Below are 16,951 nucleotides of genomic sequence, written 5' to 3' on the forward strand. Positions count from 1 at the left end.
TTAATGTGCTGTGGCTTTGTCGATAGGGTAGGGTACATCGCTTAAATCCAAAAGGAGGTTAGAGTCCGGTAGGTCCCGTAGGTCCAGTCGGCCCTGTAGGTCCAGTTGGTCCAATCGGGCCAGTCGGCCCTGTAGGTCCGACAGGTCCAGTAACACCAGTGTCCCCCGTGGCGCCTGTAGGTCCGACAGGTCCAGTAACACCAGTGTCGCCTGTGGCTCCCGTAGGCCCGACAGGTCCGGTAGCACCTGTGTCGCCTGTAGGTCCGACAGGTCCGGTAAATCCAAGGCCAAATGGTCCGGTCGGTCCAGTCGGCCCCGTAGGCCCGGTATCGCCCGTAGGCCCGATAGGTCCGGTAGCGCCAGTGTCGCCCGTGGCACCCGTAGGCCCGACAGGTCCGGTAACGCCAGTGTCGCCCGTAGCGCCAGTAGGCCCGACAGGTCCGGTAGCGCCTGTGTCGCCTGTGGCACCCGTAGGTCCGACAGGTCCGGTAGCGCCTGTGTCGCCTGTGGCACCCGTAGGTCCGACAGGTCCGGTAGCACCTGTGTCGCCTGTGGCGCCTGTAGGTCCGACAGGTCCAGTAACACCAGTGTCACCTGTGGCACCCGTAGGTCCGACAGGTCCGCCAATGCCCGTGGCGCCTGTGGCACCCGCAGGCCCCGTAGCACCTGTAGCGCCACTAGCGCCTGTAGCACCAGTCGGCCCGGCAGGTCCGACTGGACCCACAGCTCCAGCTGCACTTGCTTTAACAAGAGCAATGGAATCAATAGCTACATCAGCGGTGTTAGCCATGGCATTTTTACTAATAATCAAAAAGGCATAGGCTGCGTTGGCTGGTACAGGAGCTGTTACTTCGTATAGGCTTTGCCATGTCCCATTCACAGCGTCTGGCAATGTACCTGCACTCAAATAGGTAGTTAGCCCCGTGCCAAGGAAGCTAAAGGTTGCGTCATAGTAATACAGAAAAATGTTAACTTGAGGACTAGATAGGCTTCCTATTTTTGCAGCTGAAAGGCTTAACGTATAACTTTCGCCTGGTGCAGCAAAAACGACCTGGGAAAGAGATGCATCTACTGCGCCTCCTGCCAGGATTGCACTATAAAAGTTAGTCTTTTTTACAGATAAGTTAGTGACAGTCACATTGACAGAGCTCCAAAAAAGGGTGGATCCGATCTCGAAGTCGCCGTTAGAAACTAGATTGGTAAACAATACACTCATCGCTTTTATACACTCCCCTCACACGCTGTAATGATAGTAGATGCGAATCCATACCTTAGCGAACCGTACAAGTTTCCGAGGGTAGATGTGTAATTTTGTGTTCACATTTCAGACACATTATTTTAAGCTTCTATTTAAGTGACGTTAAGCTGGAGTTATATGTGGGGGATTATTATTAGAATTTAAAAGTATAGCATAAGGTGCGAGGAGACCGCTCCGCGAAGGCTTTGGGCTTCCGATCGCTGTTGCCGTGGGATTTTTTTGTGATTAAGTAAGACATGTAAAGGTAAAAATCCCAAGGCAAAGGCGAACGCTGGTGCTTCTACAGCTCCAAATCCTCCGCTCCGCTGCTACCCACTACTGATGCAACATTTGGGAGGGAAGTAGGAGGAGGCCGCTTCGCGAAGGCTTTGGTCTTCCGAACTTATCGCTATGGAATTCTTTTGATATGTGTGTGTAGTTCGAAATGATTTGTCAATACGATAAAGGAAAGGGTGGAACATGTGCTCAAAGTGCAGCAGGTGAGCAAGTGGTATGAGGGCAACCGGGGTGTACATAAGCTGGATTTTGAAATGCAGCGCGGTGAAATTGTTGGTTTCCTGGGGCCGAATGGTGCGGGTAAAACGACGACGATGCGCATGATTACAGGATATCTTCAACCCAACGAGGGAGTGATTACGATTGATGGTATCCCGATTCAGGATAAGGGCAGACAGGCCCGTTCCAAAATCGGTTATCTGCCGGAGACTCCCCCTTTGTATGAGGATATGTCCGTAAGATCCTATTTGAAGTTTGTAGCTAGTATTCGGGACGTGCCTGCGAGAGAGCAGAAGCTGCGTATTTCGGAGATGATTTCCAGGCTAGGACTGAATGGGCGGGAAAAACAATTAGTCCGCAGTTTGTCCAAAGGGTATAAACAGCGCTTGGGACTGGCAGGTGCGATTATTCATAACCCGGATTTACTGGTGCTGGATGAACCGACTTCGGGTTTGGACCCCAATCAGATTTTGGAGATTCGTCAGCTCATTCAGGAGATTGGCGAAAATCATACGGTATTGCTAAGTACGCATATATTGCCTGAGGTGGATGCGTTATGCAATCGTGTTCTCATCATCCATGAAGGGAAGCTGGTCATGGATGGGCGCCCTGACGCGCTCGGCGGTTCGATGGAAGATGGATTTAAGGTGAAGGTGGAGGTCAGAGGGAAGCGTGAGCAGGTGCTGGATGTCCTGCGTACTTGGGGAAAAGTAGAGGTTGAATCTATGGCGGCCACGCAGCCTCCAGCGAACACGAAGCTGACTGCCGCAGAGCCAGATATGACCGGATTGCTACTCACAGGAGCCTCCGGTGAGGATTTTCGCGAAGAACTATTTTATGTGCTGTCTGATGCGAAGCTTCCGATTTTGGAGATGAAAAAAGAAAGCCTTAGCTTGGAAAATATCTTCCAGCAGTTAACGACCCGCGAGACGGAAGAAGGTCAGGCCAGCGATCCAGCAGTACAAGACCTACATTCCTCGGAGAATGCAGCCCCTACGGCTATCACGGTGGAGCATGGAGATGCTGCGTCCGGCGACGATAAGGCTGAGGAAGATAAGGATACAGGAGGTAATCGGTCATGAGGCGTTTGTTCGCGGTCTGTCAAAAAGAGCTGCAAGCCTATCTGTGGACACCAACGACCTATTTTGCGCTTGCAGTGTACATGCTGCTGACGGGGTTACTTTTTTATACAAATTTTGTTATGTATCAGCCTAGCATTCTGGACTATCGGCTGGTACTCGGTGACACCTTGTCCATGCTGGTGTTCGTCGTCCCATTACTCACGATGAGGCTGGTTGCGGAGGAATTCAGGCAAGGTACCGATGAACTGCTGCTTACCTCACCTGTGAGTGTGACGGAAATGATCGTGGGTAAATTTTTGGCGTCGCTGGGTATGTTGCTCATATTAGTGCTGTGCAGTCTAGCGTATCCGGTCGTGATGTCCTTTTATGGGTCGCTGGATTGGACGCTGGTATTAACATCTGTGATCGGTCTGTTCATGCTTGGGGCAGCCATGATGGCGATCGGCTTATTCGCTTCAACGCTTTCACAGCATCAGATGATGTCAGCGGTCGTCAGTTTTATTATTTTACTTGTGTTCTGGATGCTGGATTCGTTTGGTGGACAAACGGGTGCATCTGCGGCGGTACAGCAATGGCTGGAACCTTTTTCACTAACCGCACGGTTTGACAGTTTCACCAAAGGATTGCTGAATGGAGCCGATGTGATGTACTACGTGACGGTGGCGGTGCTCTTTTTGCTATTCAGCATCCAAGTGGTTGAACGGAAACGGTGGAGGTAATGAATATGAAAAAATGGCTGGGTCATACCAATAGTGTGGTACTATCGATTGCTGCTGTAGGGATTTTTATTTTATTGACGTTATTTCTGCGTTCGCTGGGTGGCTTTCAACTAGATCTGACGGCAGGCAAGCAGTATACGCTGTCTGACCAAACGTTGACGACCATTCAGGGAGTAAAGGAAGACGTACGGCTCATTGCTTTTACCGTATCTACTTCGCAAAATCAGAAGCTGAACCGGGATGTTACGGACATGCTGAATGAATACGCCAAGCGTAACAACAAGCTCAAGGTCGAGCAATACGATCTGAATCAGGAACCGATACTGGCCAAGCAATATGGTGTTACTGCAGCGTCTATTGTGTTGGTGCAGGGAGAGAAGAAGCGGGTTATAGATATTGGGAGTCTATTTACGCAAGCTCAGGGGAGTGGCGAAGGGGCATACCAATTTACCGGGGAAGAAAAGCTGACTAGTGGACTGTTGGGATTATCATCTACCCGTCAAGGGAAAGTGGTCTTTCTGACTGGACATGAGGAAATCCCATTGTCCCAAATGACTGAATTAAGCAACTCACTTTCACAAGATAATGTGAAAACAGAGGAAGTTCAGCTTAATCAGGCGGGTAGCGTGCCCAAAGATGCGTCTGTATTGGCTATTGTCGGACCAGAACGTGATATCAGTGTAACGGAACTGAAAAGTATTCGTACGTATCTGAATGATGGCGGAAAGCTTTTTATGGCACTAGGCTTTCACCCGAACATGGGGTCCGATTGGAAAAACCTTGATGCATTAGCAGCTGATTATGGAGTGAAGGACACTCATGCCATCGTGGTGGATCAGGAACAGACGAATACACTTGGACCTCTATGGACGGTTCCTACCTTCGGCAGTCATGCGATCACCGATAAGTTGGCGGCTTCCAATCTGTACCCTGTTCTTTCACTGTCTATTGCTTTGCAGGCAGGAGAGCAGAAGGATTGGAAGACGACGCTTTTGATGAAATCTTCTGCAGCCAGCTATGGTGAAACGAATATCCAAGGGCTGCTGAACAACGAAACGCAGAAGGATGACAAGGACCCGCAGGGGCCGCTGAATCTCGGTTATGCGGTAGAAGGGAAAGACGGCAAGCCCAAAGCCGTTATTCTCGGAACGTCGGCCCTCTTAAGCGACACTGAGATCAGCACAGGAGGCAATCGAGACTTTGTGCTAAACAGTCTGAATTATGTGCAGGAACACTCTGATGGGCTCACCATTCGTCCTCGTCAGGAGCAGGATTATAAGGTAGCTTACTTGACTCCTGCACAAGCGAAAACGATATTGACCATATCTGTCATCGGATTGCCGTTGCTGTTCGCGGTCATCGGAATCTTATTATGGTGGAGGCGAAGAAGAGCATGAGAAAATGGATACCCACAGTGCTACTGTTAGTTGTATTGGGAGCGGGTATGATCTATGCGAAGAGCCAAAACTTCTTTCGTGAACAAGCGCCGGCGGCTCGCCAGCTGGTTCAGCTTACGCAAGGGGATATTACGTCTTTCGCGATCACTGGAAAGGACGGCAAGTCGGTGGAACTTGAACAAAATGATGGTCAATGGAGTATGAGCAAGCCACGGACTTACCCATTAAACCAATATACAATAGACAATTGGCTAGCAGCGATTCAAAATGTAAAGTTGGGTGAAGTGGTGGAATCTTCTCCTACAGACGTAGCCAAATATGGGATCAGCGCTACCAATGATCAGATTGAGATTAAGACCAAGAAGGGTGACGTTCGTACCTTTGCCTTCGGTGAAACGTTGCCTTCCGGAGATGCTGTTTATGTATTATCAGACAAAAAAGAAATAGCTTCTGTACCTATCGATACACTTTCAGGGTTGTTGCTGGGTGCTGATGATTTTATAGATACAACGCCGTTCGATTGGGACGATACCAAGCTGAGCGGAATAGAGTGGGAAGGCCAAAATGCTTCATGGATGCTCAAATCCTCCGGTAACAGCGGAACCGGAGACAGTGCTTCCACATCTTGGACGCTGAACGGAAAGTCAGTAGCCAGTGACACGGCGACTTCCCTCTCGCAGCAAATCAAAAACCTGGCCAGCAGTCAGACCTTGCGCAAAGCCTCTGAGCTGAACAAGCCTGTTCACCGCTTTACGCTGAGCATATCGCTGGGTAAGGATGATTCCCAGCTGGTCTATCAGGGCTGGACGCTTAACGATGATCCAGATACCGTATGGATTGTACCGCCACAAAGTAACTGGGCTTATGGTCTGTCAGTATCTGACGTGAACCGTGCTGAACAGAATGGACACGACCAAGCTCAGACTGGAAAATAATCATTAGAATTAAATTAAATTAGCGCACAAAGAGGCTCCAACGGCGGATGATCGTCGTCTGGAGCTTCTTTGTGTTCGTTACTCGTCAGGTTTGCTGCTTTTGGAAGAAGAATTGTTAGTGTCGTTTAATTCTTGGATAACCTGAATCAGCTCATGAAGTGAGAGATCCAGCTTGTCCAGCTTTTCCTCCATCGTGTGCAGGATGTGCCGCAACAAAATAAAACAAAGTCCAGCCGGAAAGCCTACGTTGGTAACCAGAGAAAGAGCATCATCCATTTGCAATGTATTCCCTCCTTTTTAGCCATATATAAAGGAAGGTAAATTAAAAGAACCATATACAACTGATTGTAAAAATAGTATAATAAATAAGAACAAGTGTTCTGATTTTGGTTGTAAAATAGGTTTGGAAATTACCCTATAGTATGAGGATTAGAAAAAGTCAAATCCAAAGAGAAAGGGTGATTTACAATGGATCAGTCTCAGCTAACATTGGTGGAACAATATCGAAAGAAGCTGTACCGCATTGCCTGGAGAATCCAGTATCGTGCTCGAGTACAAACCAATCATGAATTTGTAATGGAAAAGAACGAAGCCATCAGCGCCCCATCCTTTACAGAATCTTCAAACTCTAATATGTACACACTACAGCTTATCAACTCTCTATCTTCTGAGATCGGAAAAATGATCATCTTTGACCTTTACATACTAGACAAAACCGAAGCACAGATTGCAAAAGAGTTAAAGCTATCCCAACAGGCGGTGAATAAATGGAAAAAGAAAATGCTCAAAGAGTTATTTCGGATGCTGAGTTCGTCCAATTGCTAAAATTAGTACGAAGTGGAGATCAGGAGGCCATGTATAGGATACTTCAATTGTTCGAGGAAGACATTCAAAAGACCAGTCGGTATATTCGTATGTCCCGTGAAGATGCTGTCCAAAGCATTGTGACTGATTTTATAGAAGAACTGCGACAAGAGTTAAAGACAGTAAAAAGTGGACAATGGATATAGCCTTGGCTATCCTTATCCGTAGGTTTACTTATTTAACGGAGGGCTTATAAGTTTATGAGTGATAACAGGGCTTCTTTTGAGAAAAGTATGAAGATGTACCCAGTCAACAGTATTCGTTCCAATGTCATCATTCTTGTTTTATTACTGTTAGATCTGTTTCTGGTTATCCCCTTAGTGGGAAATCCATACATTGCAGTTTACGTTTATGTACTGTTGCCACCGATTGTTATGATAAACATTTGGGCTCTAGTACTGGTCATCATGCCACGCAAATTGCAGTTGAATTACATTTTATTCCGTGGTGTATTTGGTTTGATTTGTTCTATGGGCTTCATGATCATGACACAAAAGTTTGCTTATGGCATGTTGGGTCTGGATACTTCATGGTATTTTATAGGTTCTTTTGCCCTTTATGGAGTCGCCTTGTATTCCTTTATAAAATATAATTTGGCGAAATTCAAAGATCCTTCAAAACATAAGAAGAAACCAAAAGTTAAGGAAAAAAACAAGAGAGCGCCTGTAGTGACGATCACCACATTTACTGGGGCTGGTTATCTGATAGCTAATGTTTCCCTCGGATTTGCTACACAACAATTAGTTGCCACAGTATTGATCAGTGTATACTCCATGCTGGCATTTGTTCTTTTTCATTTTATTATGGATTTACACCGCTACTATTGGCTTCATAAGCTGAGGAATCAGACAACGGATTGAATACTATCAAGAAGTTTTGTAATGAATAATAGCCTGCAAACGCCCCATATATGTAGGGGTTCGCAGGCTTTTTGGGTTGATAGATTTATTTAGTCAACATACTTATTGCCGTCAGCATCAATATAGATGGATTGAACAGCTGTGCGACGGTACGGATAACCTGCCTCTGTGGTGCCGCTAATTTCATAGGTTACAGAATAGATGCCGGGCTTGTCCGCTTTGGATAGCTCTATTTGTCCGGTAGGGTTAACGTTTTTTTGCTGTACCGTCAAACCTTTGGAGGCAGAAGTGACTCCTTGCTGCGGATCACCATAATATTGAACTTGGTAGGTAACTTGTGTAACGCTGTCCGGGGAATCCTGTGGTTTCAGGTTTAGCTTCGGGCCCACTGCATTCAGATTGTATTTCAGCTCTGGAACTTGAACAGCCTGGTAACGTGCAATCAGGAGATATGCTCCTTGATCAGGAACTGTGACGTTCAGTTTATAGGTGCCCGGTTTTGGATTTTGAATGACGGCGTTATGATGCCAGGCACCAGCAAAAATATCGTCATCATAGCCTGCTTTCAGATTAATAATTTCACTGGTACCGTCAGGCTTGGTTAGTTCCAGCTTACTCACACGTTTATCGCTGATCCAGTCCAGATCAATGGATTTGACACCATTTTCAACAGTGAGGGTTTCTGAGGCTTTTCCATTATAATCGCCGCCTCGGATAAAGTAAGAATTATCGATCTCGCTATAGGTGGATTGTACAGCAGAAGCAGTTAGGGAAGAAGCTGAAAGTGCTTCAGTTTCCTGATTTAATGCTGGAGTGTTCGCTTGGAGGTAGGGTTGAATCAGGGAGAAGACGTAAGAACCGGTACGAACCTTGGCATGATCCCAAGATCCGATTTTAACTACACGTCCGCCGGGGAGCTTAGCGTTGTCGACTGCGACCACTCCATCATTTTTACCAAAGGTTGAGAGGTAAAGTCCGCCCAGTATGTAGGAAGCAGTACCGTCAGACCAGTTATCACCAGCAAACGTGAAGAATGGAATTGTAGTCGCGTTGCTGAGTGCATCGGTCTTGGTTCGGAAATACTTCATATAAGATGTTTGTAGAGTAGAGGTGCCGGGATTCTGTGAGCCGACGATGTCTGCCAGCCATCCGGCCCAGCTGCTGTAGGCGAGATCTGCAAGTTGTGAGCCATGATGGGGACTGCTGAGGGTGATGACACGTTGAACATAAGGAGCGGCTCCGTTATATACGAGAGCGGTTTGAGTATCCACTCCACCTTTGCTGTGGGCGATGACAATGAGCTTTTTTCCAAAGTGATTACTGATGACCTTGATTTTGTCGGCTAAAAGCTTACCATTGTCCCACATATCCTGGGATGTACCATTTGTATCGTACAGATTAATGGTGGCCGTCTGGTATCCGGCGTCACGTGCGCGCTGAAGCATGTCGTTATTATTTTTGGTCCAGACTTCAGCGCTACTGTTCAAACCATGTACGAACAATAGTGCGGGCTTGGCAGGATCAACGCGATTAGGTGGTGGGCCTTCTGCCCAGCTTCCGGCGGGATCTTTCGGGGGGTGGGGGGTAGTGGAGCCTGCAAAAGCGCCGACGGGTACAAGGGTAACTGATAACATAAAAATGAGCATCAAAACAGTGATCTTTTTCAAACTGAAAATCCTCCTTTGTAAAATAAAGTATTTTTCAAGCTTATTATACATGCCATCTTGTGGTAAATCATCAATTGTATTTCATATTTACATTAAAATTTTATTTTTTTAGTCATTTTTTAGTCAGGATATCCCTATGATTCATAGCGCATGATAATCTCGTCACACATTTTATAATGTATGGAGGATGAGTTCATGCCAGGAACTAAGAAGGTCATCAGTTTTACGATTTCTGCTGCTTTACTCGCCAGTATGGCTGCTTTGACCGGGTGCGGAAATGCCGATCATAACGTTCGTACGAACAGTACACGCTATAACGCGCAAAGCACACATCATATGGATGGTGTGAACCGTAATGGTATGGATGGTGTGAATCGTTATGGGGTTAAGTCCAATGGTATGGACGGGATGTCATTGAATGAAAATGGCAACCGAACCGGACATCCAGTCCGTAATCTGCAAGTCGATCGCAGTTTGTCCAAACGTATATCTGAGATGCCGGATGTAAAGTCTGCGACAGTGCTGGTCGGTGAGCGACATGCCTATGTTGCCGTTTCCTTGAAAGACCAAGCAAACGGAACAGGTGTCGGTGCTCCAAGTATTGATGGTACTCCAAGTGCTAATAGTATTGGACGTAACGGTAATGTACCGAGTGTGAATGGCGTTAATGGCACTAGAGGAAACCGTACTACGGATACTACGACGCCTGGAATGACAGACAATGGAGTTGCCGGAAATAGAGTTACCGGGAATGGAACACCTGCGCGTCGTGATGACGGTTTATTCGGTACGATGGGTACAGGCTCGTACGGTATGTTGCGTGGCTTGACGGACAACAATCGCGGAGATAACGGAAACACCACAATCGAGGGAGCAAGAACTGCATATGAACCAAGTGATGCAGTCAAGAGCCGTATCGCGAATAAAGTTAAGCAATTTGCACCTTCGATTGAACAGGTACATGTATCCGCTAACCCGGACTTTGTCAAACAAGCCACTGACTTTACACACAGTGTGCAAAATGGTCATCCGATTAGAGGCTTGAGCAATGAAATGGTGGATGTGATTGAACGTGTATTCCCGACCTCGGCGGCTGATACAAACCGTCCAATGGAAAATACAGCACCCACACGCCCACAAAATCATACGCCCGCGCCGATGAATCATCGCTAATTCAAACCCTATAAGTGTGTGCAATGCCAAAGAAAGAGCTATCCATCTCAGCGAATACGCTGGTGGATAGCTCTTTAGTTTTGGGGAATGATAACTATAACTGAATTATTTGCGCAATCCTTTAATCCATACGCCTTGCAGCTTTAAGTCTCCATCCAGTAACAGGATATCTGCTTGTTTACCTGCTTCAAGCGAACCTGTACGATCAGCAATGTGCAAGGATCGAGCCGGATTTAGGCTGGCCATTTGTGATGCCGCGGGAATACTCATACCCACATGTTGAATCAAATAGCGGAAGCCTTCAATCATCGTTAGTGTGCTTCCTGCCAAAGTGACCCCATCCTCCAGTCGCGCTACACCGCCCTGCACGATCACCGGCAAATCGCCGAGCGTATATTTCCCGTCTTCCAGACCAGTAGCAGACATGGCATCTGTGATGAGAATGAGATTATGATCCTGCTTTAACCTAGCGAGCAGGGAAATGGCGGCGGGATGCACATGAATGCCGTCCGCGATGATCTCTGCTTCAATGCGCGGATCAGCGAGTACGGCTCCGGCGGCTCCCGGCTTGCGATGATGCAGCGGAGTCATAGCATTAAACGCATGCACCGCATGGTTCAGCCCCGCCGTCGCTGCCTGTTCAACCTCTTCATACGTAGCATCTGTATGACCGAGAGCCGCGGTAATGCCATGGCTGCGCAGCCATGCAATCAGTTCCAGCGCTCCTTCCCGTTCGGGCGCAAGCGTGAGCTGGCGAACAAGGCCTGGATAGCGCTGCTCCCATTCTGCCACCCATGAGAGATTCGGTGGCACGATATGTTCCGGGTTTTGCGCTCCCGGCCAGTTCGGACTGATGAACGGCCCTTCTAGATGTACGCCCTCCAACTGAGCATAGGGCATAGGTAGTGCCATATAAGCGTGAACTTCACTCAATACTCGGTCAATCTGTTCCTTGGGCGCGGTCATGGTGGTAGCCAGCATGGCCGTCGTTCCTTGTGAACCGTGAAAGGAGGTGATCGTATCCAGCACCTTTGGACTGGAGTCCATAAAGTCCTCACCGTTACCGCCGTGAACATGAATATCAATAAAGCCTGGCAGCAGATAACCTCCTTCCAAACGCACAATGTTTGCGGTTTTCGCTGCACTTTCTTCCTGATTTGCCAAGACTACCGATGTCCAATCAGCGGGCAAATTTCCCTCGGAACCAGCATAAACAATGGACTGCCCCTCAATGACGACAACCCCTTTTTCAATGATGTCATTTCCAACGACAACTTGCCCATACAGTAACTGGGGTACGTTACCACTCATTTCATCTGACTTCAATTGAACCATCCTCCCGCTTTCTGATCCAGTAAAATAAGTACGTTGGGGTGACATTGCAGCAGGGAAGCCGGACACGCTGTCGTGACAGGTCCAGTTAAAGCCTGCTTTATAATGTCGGCCTTATCCGCACCAAAAGCTACCAGTATAATTTGCTTCGCCTTAAGAATCGTGCCTACTCCCATCGTAACTGCTTGCCTGGGTACAGCATCTATTTCGCCAAAAAATCGAGCATTCGCCGAGCGCGTACTTTCTTTCAAATCTACAACATGTGTGGCTCCAGCCAAGCTGTGACCGGGTTCGTTAAAGCCGATATGCCCATTATGACCAATGCCAAGCAACTGCAGATCCACGGGGCCATGATCCAGAATAGCCTGCTCGTGCGCTGCACATTCTGCTGTCAGATCTAGTGCATTCCCGTCAGGAACACGTGTATGGGATATGGGAATGTCGATATGCTGGAACAAGTGCTCATTCATAAAGCTTCGATAGCTCTGCGGATGTTCTGGGGGAAGACCAACATATTCATCAAGATTCACGGAGTAGGCTCGTGCAAAACTGACCTGTCCTTTGCGGTACATATCTGCAAGATGTTGGTAAATGCCAATCGGCGTACTACCGGTGGCTAGGCCAAGCATGGCCTGTGGTTTGGATAGCAGCAAGCTGGCGATCACAGCGGCGGCAGTAGCGTTCAGGTCTTCACGGCTGTTCAAAATGCGTATGCTCATCTTAGTGACCCCCTGGTTGTTTTTTGAGCTTGCTCACTTGTTGATATGAACCTTCCAATCTTGGAATATATTTGTCAAAATCCGCGCTCACCATACCTGTAAACAGAATATCTATAATATGAAGCTGGGCGATGCGGGAGGCCATATCCCCACGTCGCATTCCTTCCTCCAATGAAGAGGAAAATAGCGCAATATCCGCAAGGCCTGCCAGCGTATTGTTTCCGAAGGAGGTCAAGGATAATGTCTTGGCCCCCTGTTCCTTTGCACAGCGTAGAGCCGCAATGGTCTCCTGGGTTTCCCCTGAATAAGAGACGGCAAAGGCGACATCTTCCGCTTCGAGCGAGGAGGCAGAGGTGATCTGCATATGGGAATCTGCAAAGGCAGTGCTGTTCTTGCCAATACGGATGAGCTTCTGGTAAAAATCTTGGGCCACAATCGACGATGTCGCCATGCCATAGAGATCAATTCGGCTCGTGGCTGACAGCCATGCAATAGCCTGCTCCAGCTTGTCGAAATCCAGCAGTCGGGTCGTGTCTGCAATGGATGCGGTATGGTTCGCCTGAATAGCCTGCACGATTCGGGAAAGTGAATTTCCGGCGACAATATCCTGATAGGATTCTTCACCATTACGGTTAGCATGGGACAACTCGGCGGCCAGCTTCATTTTGAAATCGGGATAGCCTTTAAAATGTAGTGATTTGCAAAACCGCGTAACGGTCGCCGCACTTACACCACAACGCTCTGACAGCTCCCGAATACCCAGATGCAGCACATCTTCCGGGGATTGCAGGATGGATTCCGCCAGCTTGCGCTCCTGTACGGGAAGCTGCTCCAATCTATGGGCTAATGTATGAAGAATGGGGGACATGAGCTGTGCTCCTTTGGCTGTAGAGTGTTTGCGTGAAAATAAGTATCGTATATAAGGAGGATATAAAGAAAAACATTTTCACGTGTATTGTAAAATAATTCTGCTGCTCATGCAAGAGATGTGAGAAGAATTTTTATTAGATTTTGCGAAAAAATAGCCAGCGAAAATTGTAGAAGTTATCATACATTAATTTACATTTTGCGAGTTTTACTTACAAAACAACCTATTGACTTGTCTCTTCATTGGAGGAGTATAATTGAATAAAGTTCCAGTGAAGGAATTTTTCTAGGAGCTTTCTTTGCAGAGGGCATCGTTGGGTGGAACGAACAGAATCTCATTCACAAGGAGGAGTTTGCTATGCAAAGCCAAGTGATTGAAATGATCAGCGCGGTTAAGGAAGATCCTGAACTGGTCGCTAAGCTGGATGGACATTCGGACATTATTCATGATGCGGGACTGGATTCGTTGCAGTTGGTTCATTTCATGCTGCAAGTGGAGGATGCGTTTGATGTGGAGATTGATTTTGATTCCTTTGAGCTAGAGCATTTGAGCTCGGTAGATGCGTTTTGCAGCTACATTCAGGGGATCAGCGATGCGGAACAAGCGCCGCATCTGGAGGGAATGGAGACGGTCTGACGTACAGCTAGGTACATGTGCCTGAAAATCCATTAAACGAGGTGTTAGCATGCAGCCCAAAAGCAATGTGCTGATTGATGAGAAAGCGTTCAAGCTCATCAAGCGTAACCTGAAAAACGCTTCTGTATCTTACCGTAACGCCACACAGGACCCTACTTTCAAAACGGACATGCCCCAGACGATCGGCATTAAGCTGACCAACCGCTGCAACCTGAGATGTACACACTGCTTTGAATGGAACGAGGAAGGCTACCATCACCAAATGGATAAAGAAGAACAAAACATGGATCTTGCTCCGGACATGCTCCGGCAAATTTTGAGCGAAACCAAGGAAGCCAAGTCCAGACTGTACATGTGGGGCGGCGAACCGATGTTTCATCGACGTTTTGATGAAATTTTGGACGTGCTGGCGGAGGATCGGCGCGAAATGACCTTTTGTACAAATGGATTACTTATTGATAAATATTTGGACCGGATTTTGGATTTGTCCGAAAATCTGGAGTTATTAATAGCGATTGAAGGTTTTGAAAGAGAACACGATCTAATTCGCGGTAAAGGCACCTTTCAAAAAACAATGCGGCAAATGGATAAGCTGATTGAACTGCGCGACCAGGGATTGTACAAGGGACGGGTAACTGTCCATGCGGTCATTAACGATAACATGATCGGACGGATGTACGAATTTCTGCAAATGCTGGAGGACAAAAGGCTGGATCTGGTGCTGCTGACGTTCCCCTGGTACATTTCCAAAGAAACCTCCCTCAAAATGGATGAATATTTTACACGTAATTTCTCCTGGCTCCGACAACTTGAAGAAAAAAATATTAGTAGCTGGCATGCTTTCAAATATAAAATCAACCCGGATAACATCGATCCTCTGATGCAGGAACTACAGCGGATCAATGAGCGAGTATGGAACATTCGCGTGCGCTATCAGCCCGGTTTGGATTACGAGGAAATTGATAAATTTATACATGGCGAGGAAATGGTCAGCCGTTGTTCCAATCATTGTTTGGCGCTCACCTCCAGAACAGATATTTTACCAGACGGGAAGGTCATGCCTTGCAAATTTTTCAGTGAGTTCACGATTGGAAGCATGCGTGAGCATAGTCTGAAGGAGATATGGAACTCGGATGCGTATGAGAAAACCCGTCAAAAGATTAATCACGAAGGATTGACTCCGGTGTGCTCCAAATGTAGCGTATTGTATCTGCACGGGGCAGGCTCTCTGAAATACATTTAGTTTTCTATGGATGTTGATTGTTACTGGATGGAAGAGAGAGGGATGACAAGACGTGACGACTAAAACGATTAACCTTGTGGAAGCGCTTGCGCATGAACGGGACCATGGAGTCCTGATTTGGCTGTTTAATATCGGCGCAGAGCAAGTGTGGCATCCATCCCCCCGCAAGGGGGGCATGGTAGACCGGGATGAACAGCAAGTCGTAAATCGGATGGAGGAAATGAATCTCCTGCTATGTCGAAGTCAGGATGTTATTGTACTTCGGGAACAGCCGGATGAGGCGTTTCTGGACATGCTTCTACGGTTGGGCTTTAGCCTGCCGCGTATTGAGGTGCCGGAGCCTTCTGATCCGCTAACGCCGATTTCAGAGCTGGTGCTGGCGGATGAGGCGCTTTTGGCACGACTGCGTACGGTTGCAGATGCAGGCCACAGCAGCGGCGGAGCCAAAGCGTGGCTCGTCCCCTATGCGGTCACACCGCAGGAGGAAGCGATTGCGGAGCTTTGCGGGCTGGAGCTGATCGGCGCTCCATCCGCGGTTAGTGCTCAGGTGAATGATAAAATATTCAGCCGCCTGACCGCACAAAAGCTTGGTTTTGCTGTCAGCGAAGGCGCCGTATGTGCAGACGAATCGGCGATCCGCAGGGAGTGTGCCAGACTGGCTGACTTATCGGATGGACCTGTGAAGCTGATTATCAAGCAGCCGCACGGTGCCTCGGGACAAGGCATGTATATGCTGGACGAGCTGTCCAAGCTGGACACGCTGCTGAGTGTGATGAGGCGCTTTGGCGGCTCGTCGCCATCTTCCGGCGGCTGGCTGGTGGAGCGCTGGCACAATAAGCAGATGGATCTGAACTACCAGCTCTGCATTGACGAGGGCGGTGGTGTGACGATGTTTTCGCTAAAAAGGCAAAACGTGGACGGCACCGTATATATCGGATCTCAAGTGCCGGCTGAGATTGGTGATGCGCTGGAGGAAGAAGTGAGACGTTGCGCCTATCAGCTGGGTACGTATCTCTATTCCATTGGGTACACAGGAATGGCCTCTATTGACGGTTTTGTTGACGAAGAAGGTTTGCTGGTTCCAGTCATTGAGATTAACGGTAGGTTTACGTTGTCTACCTATATTTCATTCCTGTCATCCGTCCTGGGAGAACAGCATAAAACATTATCCCGTTATTACCGCAACGTTACCGCTACACCTCTCACTTACAGCCGCTTGTGCGGGTTGCTCGCGGAGGAAGGCTTGCTCTATACGCCCGAACGTCCAGAAGGGGTGTTTGTGTATACGGCGGGTACATTGTCTGGTATTCCTGTGAAGCGGGGCTATGTGAACCGGATTTTCACACTTATTTTGGCAGACGGCTGGCAGGAAGCTGATGCTTATGCGCACAAATTGGAAGGTATCATTGCTGGATTAGGATGCTCATAAATTGGAGGGAATCAAAAATGAAAACAGATGTATACCATGTAGTACCCTTGCTGGAAAAGATTTTGAAGCTGGCTCCGGGAGAGCTGGAACAGTTGACTCCGGATCAGGATCTGCGAACCTTGGGGCTGAATTCCTTATCCGCTGTGGAATTAATTGTAGAGTTGGAAAATGAGCTTGATATTACGATGGAGGACGACGATCTAGTGCTGGAGCATCTATCTACACTGCAAGGCATTGAGCGTCTGCTGGGCAAATATGCATAAGGGCGCCGAAA

At 47.8% G+C, this 16,951-nt stretch carries 18 protein-coding genes; 12 read left to right on the forward strand and 6 right to left on the reverse strand.

From position 1 onward, the window contains the following. Positions 1-58: 58 nt before the first annotated feature. Complete coding sequence (locus C1T21_RS24245; RefSeq protein WP_103050064.1) at positions 59-1,216, reverse strand: NTTRR-F1 domain; 1,158 nt, start codon at positions 1,214-1,216, stop codon at positions 59-61. A gap of 503 nt (positions 1,217-1,719) precedes the next feature. Between C1T21_RS24245 and C1T21_RS24250 the strand changes: the two genes are divergently transcribed. The 4 genes from C1T21_RS24250 to C1T21_RS24265 are packed head-to-tail and all read left to right on the forward strand — an operon-like array spanning position 1,720 to position 5,886. Beyond that, positions 1,720-2,835, forward strand: a complete 1,116-nt coding sequence (locus C1T21_RS24250) for an ABC transporter ATP-binding protein (protein ID WP_246772843.1) — start codon at positions 1,720-1,722, stop codon at positions 2,833-2,835. Further along, positions 2,832-3,554 carry an ABC transporter permease gene (locus tag C1T21_RS24255; RefSeq protein ID WP_029518315.1) on the forward strand — a complete coding sequence of 241 codons (723 nt, stop codon included), beginning with the start codon at positions 2,832-2,834 and terminating at the stop codon, positions 3,552-3,554. Before C1T21_RS24250 ends, C1T21_RS24255 begins: the two co-directional genes overlap by 4 nt. Positions 3,555-3,559: 5 nt before the next feature. Continuing rightward, positions 3,560-4,951, forward strand: coding sequence for a GldG family protein (locus C1T21_RS24260; RefSeq protein ID WP_103050066.1), 1,392 nt, complete (start codon positions 3,560-3,562; stop codon positions 4,949-4,951). Further along, positions 4,948-5,886 (forward strand): DUF4340 domain-containing protein, encoded by a 939-nt coding sequence (locus C1T21_RS24265; protein WP_103050067.1) that lies wholly within the window; start codon positions 4,948-4,950, stop codon positions 5,884-5,886. The genes C1T21_RS24260 and C1T21_RS24265 overlap by 4 nt, the downstream gene beginning before the upstream one ends. Positions 5,887-5,964: 78 nt before the next feature. Here C1T21_RS24265 and C1T21_RS24270 read toward each other — a convergent pair whose 3' ends face one another. Further along, on the reverse strand, positions 5,965-6,162 hold the full coding sequence (locus C1T21_RS24270) for a YvrJ family protein (RefSeq protein WP_223822138.1): 198 nt from the start codon (positions 6,160-6,162) through the stop codon (positions 5,965-5,967). A 192-nt stretch (positions 6,163-6,354) separates the two neighbouring features. On the opposite strand from C1T21_RS24270, the gene C1T21_RS24275 reads away from it, so the two are divergent. From C1T21_RS24275 to C1T21_RS24285, 3 genes are read left to right on the forward strand one after another with little or no spacing between them, the layout of a single operon-like run. After that, positions 6,355-6,711 (forward strand): hypothetical protein, encoded by a 357-nt coding sequence (locus C1T21_RS24275; protein ID WP_103050068.1) that lies wholly within the window; start codon positions 6,355-6,357, stop codon positions 6,709-6,711. Beyond that, positions 6,654-6,896, forward strand: a complete 243-nt coding sequence (locus C1T21_RS24280) for a helix-turn-helix domain-containing protein (protein WP_081330688.1) — start codon at positions 6,654-6,656, stop codon at positions 6,894-6,896. The genes C1T21_RS24275 and C1T21_RS24280 overlap by 58 nt, the downstream gene beginning before the upstream one ends. 54 nt (positions 6,897-6,950) lie before the next feature. Beyond that, positions 6,951-7,610, forward strand: coding sequence for a hypothetical protein (locus tag C1T21_RS24285; RefSeq protein ID WP_103050069.1), 660 nt, complete (start codon positions 6,951-6,953; stop codon positions 7,608-7,610). 89 nt (positions 7,611-7,699) lie between these two features. Here C1T21_RS24285 and C1T21_RS24290 read toward each other — a convergent pair whose 3' ends face one another. Beyond that, a complete protein-coding gene (locus C1T21_RS24290; protein WP_103050070.1) occupies positions 7,700-9,277 on the reverse strand; it encodes an esterase/lipase family protein in 1,578 nt (525 codons plus the stop codon). Positions 9,278-9,472: 195 nt separating this feature from the next. Between C1T21_RS24290 and C1T21_RS24295 the strand changes: the two genes are divergently transcribed. Next, positions 9,473-10,450, forward strand: coding sequence for a YhcN/YlaJ family sporulation lipoprotein (locus C1T21_RS24295; RefSeq protein ID WP_103050071.1), 978 nt, complete (start codon positions 9,473-9,475; stop codon positions 10,448-10,450). Between the two features lie 105 nt (positions 10,451-10,555). On the opposite strand, the gene nagA is transcribed toward C1T21_RS24295, so the two are convergent. The 3 genes from nagA to C1T21_RS24310 are packed head-to-tail and all read right to left on the reverse strand — an operon-like array spanning position 10,556 to position 13,369. Then, positions 10,556-11,776: an N-acetylglucosamine-6-phosphate deacetylase gene (gene nagA, locus C1T21_RS24300; RefSeq protein WP_103050072.1), complete on the reverse strand. Its 1,221-nt coding sequence runs from the start codon at positions 11,774-11,776 to the stop codon at positions 10,556-10,558. After that, on the reverse strand, positions 11,773-12,501 hold the full coding sequence (nagB, locus tag C1T21_RS24305; RefSeq protein WP_103050073.1) for a glucosamine-6-phosphate deaminase: 729 nt from the start codon (positions 12,499-12,501) through the stop codon (positions 11,773-11,775). Before nagB ends, nagA begins: the two co-directional genes overlap by 4 nt. A 1-nt stretch (position 12,502) precedes the next feature. Continuing rightward, entirely contained in the window at positions 12,503-13,369 is an 867-nt protein-coding gene (locus C1T21_RS24310; RefSeq protein WP_103050074.1) for a MurR/RpiR family transcriptional regulator, read from the reverse strand. A 357-nt stretch (positions 13,370-13,726) separates the two neighbouring features. Between C1T21_RS24310 and C1T21_RS24315 the strand changes: the two genes are divergently transcribed. From C1T21_RS24315 to C1T21_RS24330, 4 genes are read left to right on the forward strand one after another with little or no spacing between them, the layout of a single operon-like run. Beyond that, positions 13,727-14,005: an acyl carrier protein gene (locus C1T21_RS24315; protein ID WP_013311713.1), complete on the forward strand. Its 279-nt coding sequence runs from the start codon at positions 13,727-13,729 to the stop codon at positions 14,003-14,005. A 49-nt stretch (positions 14,006-14,054) separates the two neighbouring features. Further along, positions 14,055-15,248 (forward strand): radical SAM/SPASM domain-containing protein, encoded by a 1,194-nt coding sequence (locus C1T21_RS24320; RefSeq protein ID WP_061828875.1) that lies wholly within the window; start codon positions 14,055-14,057, stop codon positions 15,246-15,248. Positions 15,249-15,300: 52 nt separating this feature from the next. Continuing rightward, entirely contained in the window at positions 15,301-16,677 is a 1,377-nt protein-coding gene (locus C1T21_RS24325; RefSeq protein WP_103050075.1) for a preATP grasp domain-containing protein, read from the forward strand. A 17-nt stretch (positions 16,678-16,694) separates the two neighbouring features. Next, a complete protein-coding gene (locus C1T21_RS24330; protein WP_023990061.1) occupies positions 16,695-16,940 on the forward strand; it encodes an acyl carrier protein in 246 nt (81 codons plus the stop codon). Positions 16,941-16,951: the final 11 nt, after the last annotated feature.

This window comes from Paenibacillus sp. F4, assembly GCF_002894905.1.
GTDB lineage: Bacteria > Bacillota > Bacilli > Paenibacillales > Paenibacillaceae > Paenibacillus > Paenibacillus polymyxa_B.

Bases quoted from the DNA above. Each gene is read 5' to 3' on its own strand.
- C1T21_RS24255 (WP_029518315.1), top strand. From the start codon at position 2,832: ATGAGGCGTTTGTTCGCGGTCTGTCAAAAAGAGCTGCAAGCCTATCTG.
- C1T21_RS24260 (WP_103050066.1), top strand. From the start codon at position 3,560: ATGAAAAAATGGCTGGGTCATACCAATAGTGTGGTACTATCGATTGCT.
- C1T21_RS24270 (WP_223822138.1), bottom strand. From the start codon at position 6,162: ATGGATGATGCTCTTTCTCTGGTTACCAACGTAGGCTTTCCGGCTGGA.
- C1T21_RS24285 (WP_103050069.1), top strand. From the start codon at position 6,951: ATGAGTGATAACAGGGCTTCTTTTGAGAAAAGTATGAAGATGTACCCA.
- C1T21_RS24265 (WP_103050067.1), top strand. From the start codon at position 4,948: ATGAGAAAATGGATACCCACAGTGCTACTGTTAGTTGTATTGGGAGCG.
- C1T21_RS24330 (WP_023990061.1), top strand. From the start codon at position 16,695: ATGAAAACAGATGTATACCATGTAGTACCCTTGCTGGAAAAGATTTTG.
- C1T21_RS24275 (WP_103050068.1), top strand. From the start codon at position 6,355: ATGGATCAGTCTCAGCTAACATTGGTGGAACAATATCGAAAGAAGCTG.
- C1T21_RS24295 (WP_103050071.1), top strand. From the start codon at position 9,473: ATGCCAGGAACTAAGAAGGTCATCAGTTTTACGATTTCTGCTGCTTTA.
- C1T21_RS24245 (WP_103050064.1), bottom strand. From the start codon at position 1,216: ATGAGTGTATTGTTTACCAATCTAGTTTCTAACGGCGACTTCGAGATC.
- nagB (WP_103050073.1), bottom strand. From the start codon at position 12,501: ATGAGCATACGCATTTTGAACAGCCGTGAAGACCTGAACGCTACTGCC.
- C1T21_RS24315 (WP_013311713.1), top strand. From the start codon at position 13,727: ATGCAAAGCCAAGTGATTGAAATGATCAGCGCGGTTAAGGAAGATCCT.
- C1T21_RS24280 (WP_081330688.1), top strand. From the start codon at position 6,654: ATGGAAAAAGAAAATGCTCAAAGAGTTATTTCGGATGCTGAGTTCGTC.
- C1T21_RS24310 (WP_103050074.1), bottom strand. From the start codon at position 13,369: ATGTCCCCCATTCTTCATACATTAGCCCATAGATTGGAGCAGCTTCCC.
- C1T21_RS24320 (WP_061828875.1), top strand. From the start codon at position 14,055: ATGCAGCCCAAAAGCAATGTGCTGATTGATGAGAAAGCGTTCAAGCTC.